General features: G+C 63.9%; 2 protein-coding genes and 1 pseudogene. 2 read left to right on the top strand and 1 reads right to left on the bottom strand.

All coding sequences use genetic code 11. The features are described 5' to 3' along the window. Positions 1-1466: pseudogene (locus VGD20_RS15535) on the bottom strand (hypothetical protein); the annotation flags it as partial. A gap of 275 nt (positions 1467-1741) precedes the next feature. Here VGD20_RS15535 and VGD20_RS15530 point away from each other — a divergent pair. Both VGD20_RS15530 and VGD20_RS15525 read left to right on the top strand, forming a co-directional pair. Next, a complete protein-coding gene (locus VGD20_RS15530; RefSeq protein WP_331135315.1) occupies positions 1742-3184 on the top strand; it encodes a HAMP domain-containing sensor histidine kinase in 1443 nt (480 codons plus the stop codon). Beyond that, positions 3181-3876, top strand: a complete 696-nt coding sequence (locus VGD20_RS15525; protein WP_331135314.1) for a response regulator transcription factor — start codon at positions 3181-3183, stop codon at positions 3874-3876. The genes VGD20_RS15530 and VGD20_RS15525 overlap by 4 nt, the downstream gene beginning before the upstream one ends. Positions 3877-4117 lie beyond the last annotated feature (241 nt).

The raw sequence follows: 4117 nt of genomic DNA, 5'->3' as shown, positions 1-4117 counted from the left end.
GCGGCGTTCGCCAGCGCCGTATCGGCGGTGTTCTGCGCCGTCGCCGCGTTTGCCAGTGCCGTGTCGGCGGTGCCTTGCGCGGCCGCAGCGTTGTTCAGTGCGCTGGTCGCCGTCGCTTGCGCTGCCGTCGCGTCGGCAAGCGCGGTGTCCGCCGTCGCCTGCGCCGCTGCGACCGCCTGGTTGGTCGTATGAAGCTGCCCGCCCGTTACGGCGTCGGTGGATCCGGCCGCGACGGCGCCGTCGGCGACGTTGACGATGCTGCGTTCGGCGCCCGCCGCGCCGACCGAGACCGTGTTCGCCTGATCCGCCACCGATCCCTGTCCCAGCGCGACCGCGCCGTCGCCGGTGGCGCTAGCGCCTTGACCAAAGGCGGAGGCGCCGAGGGCATGGGCCTTGGCGTTCTCGCCCACCGCTGTCGCGTCGGTTTGTCCGGCGGCGGTCCCGCCTGCCTCCGCATTGGCGCCGATCGCCGTCGAGCGGGCATTGGAATAATATTGGCCGTTCCACATGCCGCCGGCCTGGGCGGAATGGCCGATAGCCGTACTCGATTCGCCCGCTGCCAGACTCCTGGCGCCAGTCGCAGTACCATAGTCGTTGAAGACGATGCTGTCGTGGCCGACGGCGGTGCTGCTCGCGCCATCGGCTCTGCCGCTTTGGCCGATTGCGGTGCTGTTTGCGCCGCCGGCAATGCTGAACTGGCCGAGCGCGGTGCTGTTCGCGCTATTGGCGATGCTGTTCTGTCCGACGGCTGTGCTGTGGGTGCCTGTGGCGCGGCTGATTGTGCCGATCGCGGTGCTATAGTCGCCCGAGGCCCCCGCGTCCTGGCCGAAGGCGGAGGCGTCGATGGCGTTGGCCGTCGCGCTCTGGCCCACGGCGGTCGCATTGCGTTGCCCGTCGGCAGTCGCGCCCGCCTGGGCACCGGCACCGAGCGCGGTCGTGCCGGCGTTGATGAAACCGTTCGTCGACGTTCCGCCAGCCTCGGCCTGGAACCCCATCGCCGTGCTTTGCAGGCCCGATGCGAAGCTGGACACGCCCGTCACCGTGCTGCCATCGCCCGATGCGACGCTGTCGGTGCCGATCGCCGTGGTATAATATCCGCTTGCGACGCTTTCTGCACCGATTGCAACGCCGAAATCGCCGCTTGCGATGCTGTTCGCACCCGTCGCGGTGCTGCGGATGCCGCTGGCCTCGCTTCCCCTGCCGGTGGCGGTGGCGGCAAAGCCGCTGGCGGTGCTGCCATGCCCGATCGCGGTGGTGGCGGTGCTGCTCGCGGTGCTGTCCCGGCCGACGGCGGTGCTGTTGAGGCCGCTGGCGTCGCTGTTCTCGCCACATTCGGTGCTGTTCGCGCCGATGCCGACATTGCACTCGGGCGTCGGGTCGGCGCGGGCCGTGGTGGGCAGCGACAGCGCGGCGGCGATGGCGAGCGGGGTGGCGGCGGCAAGCAATTTTACGCGCGGTGGACGCATGATTTTTCCCCTGTTTCATGATCACATGCCGCCATCTGGCCCAAAGGGCGCAGTGTCCGCGCGGATGCTGCGGATGCGGCCTCTCTGATACACCTGCGCCGGGTCATGTCGCGGGCCAGACTAGGGCGGCGAGGGCCGGCAATTCTACCGATCAATTCCGATGAATTCTGACCGATTCAGCCGACGCTGGTACGGAATGCTAGGGTTAATCCAACGCAAAGCATTGAGTTGCGACTGGAAATATCGGATGGCGCCTTTATGGGCGCGCGAACGACATGCTTGATCTAGAGACGATTCTGATCGTCACATTGGCAACGGCATGTCTTCAGGCGCTGGTCTGGATTTTCGCTTGGCGTGCCTGGCGTCACCTTTACGAACTCCAGTTTCTCGCTGCGGGTTTCGTCGCAATAGCAGCGGGAATATCGCTGATGCTCCTGCGCGGTGGCGAGCCAGCGGAGGGGGCGATCATCATCCCCAATACGATCATCAAGATCGGGCTTGTCCTGCTGGCCGAGGGGCTCGCGCGCTTTCTCGGCCAACCGCGCTATAGCTGGATCGGCGTTTCCTTGCTGATCGCCCATATCGCGGCCTGGAGTGTGATCGTCGCCGTGGATCCGGGCAACATTGCAGCGCGCATTCATGCCTCGACCATATTTACCGTGAGCATCATGTCGATGATGTGCCTCGGTCTCTTGCGCGACCGCGTGCAGCCGGCCGCCCTGCGTTGGGCTACGATCGCGGTACTTGCACAATATATGCTGGCGAGCATCGTCCAGAGCGTTTTGGAGATCGGCTTGCCCGCTGATTTTCAAAGCGCGCCGATCCTGGCCGACCGCAATGCCTGGTATCTGCTGCAGGGCACATTGTTCCTGATGGCCCTGTTCGCGTGCCTGCTCTTCATGGTGAGCGCCCGGTTGTCCGCAGACCTGCGTGAAAGGAACGCGAGCCTATCTCACGAAGTGCAGGAACGGCGGCGGCTCGAAAGCGATCTGAGCGTCAGTCTCGAGACTGAGCGCGCGTTGCGCGAAGAGCAGATCGACCTTATGCGGATCGTCAGCCACGAGTTCCGCACACCGCTCGCCATCATTCGCAATGCAGCAGAAATGATAGGGCTTGCAGGCAACAGATCGCCCGACGTGACACGCGAACGGCTTGCGGGAATTGATGAGGCGACCTCTCGCCTCTTTTCCCTGATCGATCGCTTTATGGCCGATGATCGCGATCGGACCTGTCGGCCCGAGCCGATCCGGATCGGCTCCGTCATCGAGGAAGTCAGAAGGCATTTTGCAATGACGGGTCTGGGCGATCGTATCGAGACTGCCGCCGAGCATGACATAGCCTTCCTCGCGGATGCCGAGATGATGGTGACGGTTCTCATCAACCTCGTCGACAACGCACTGAAATATTCACCGCCCCATTGCGCGGTTCGCGTGACTGTCCGAGCCGAGCCGGACTTTCTTACGGTCGAAGTGCGCGATGAGGGTATCGGTATTCCGGAAGAAGAGCGGACAATGGTTGGCCGCCGCTTCTTTCGGGCCACCAACACCCAAGCGATCACGGGAACCGGTCTGGGAATCTACTCCGCCCGCAGATTTCTTGCCTATCACGGCGGCACTCTGGATTTCGAGGGCAACGGCGCAAGCGGCACAGCGGCGATGGTGCGCATTCCGCTGCCCGCCGATCGCCGGGACCCTCTCTACGGGAGCGTGACGGCATGACCCAAATTCTGATCGTCGAGGATGAACCTCGCCTGCGCCAGGATCTGGGCGATTTTCTGGCGTTGCGCGGTTTTGACATCGCAGGCGTCGCCACGGCGCGCGACATGCGTGCCGCGCTCGCGGCTGGCCCTCGACCCGCGGTCGTCATCCTCGACGTGGGATTGCCCGACGGAAACGGGTTCGACCTGGCTGCGGAAATCCGCCAAAGTCACGATTGCGGCATCATCATGTTGACCGCCTTCGGCGACAGCGCCGATCGCGTTCGAGGTTTCGACAGCGGTGCCGACATCTATCTCGTCAAACACAGCACATTGCGGGAGATCGAAGCCGCCATCCGCAGCCTGCTGCGGCGCACCGGAAATCGGCCGATGGTTGCGGAGAGCGGCAGGGGGCGCTGGATTCTGGATGCCGCCAATTGGACCATGATCGCCCCGGACGGGCAGGCACTCAAGCTGACAGCGACCGAGTTCGCTTTCCTGAACCTGTTGTGCGAACGTCAGGGAGACGTTTGCGCGCGCGACGATATCGTGGCCGCGCTTGCCCGCCCCGGGGGACATTTCGACAATCGTCATCTCGACGCGGTCGTCAGCCGATTGCGCCGAAAGTTCGAGCGAACCACAAATGTCCCGTCCGCCATCAAGGTGGTCTACGGCGTCGGCTATACGTTCACCGCGGATATTGCCGTGGAGTAAGTGCCAGTGGGCGGCAGGCGATGCCTGCCACCGCGTTACCTTAAGCACTTTGCTCTAAGAGCCGCCAGTCCGCTGTCGGCCAATAACGGACACCACAGGATGGTCGGCGCAGTTCGTTGCCGGGCTCATGGTTTGATCGATAGAGGTGTCACCGACCCATCCCAATCGGTGAGTTATCCATTCGCCTCCCTAAACACCTCCCTAAAACAAAATTTAGGGAGGTGGCGTCGAAACGACGACC

The sequence above is a fragment of the Sphingopyxis sp. genome, assembly GCF_036402335.1.
Taxonomy (GTDB): domain Bacteria; phylum Pseudomonadota; class Alphaproteobacteria; order Sphingomonadales; family Sphingomonadaceae; genus Sphingopyxis.
Note: the sequence above shows the minus strand (reverse complement) of the source record. Positions and strands in the feature narration are given on the sequence as shown.

Bases quoted from the DNA above. Each gene is read 5' to 3' on its own strand.
- VGD20_RS15530 (WP_331135315.1), top strand. From the start codon at position 1,742: ATGCTTGATCTAGAGACGATTCTGATCGTCACATTGGCAACGGCATGT.
- VGD20_RS15525 (WP_331135314.1), top strand. From the start codon at position 3,181: ATGACCCAAATTCTGATCGTCGAGGATGAACCTCGCCTGCGCCAGGAT.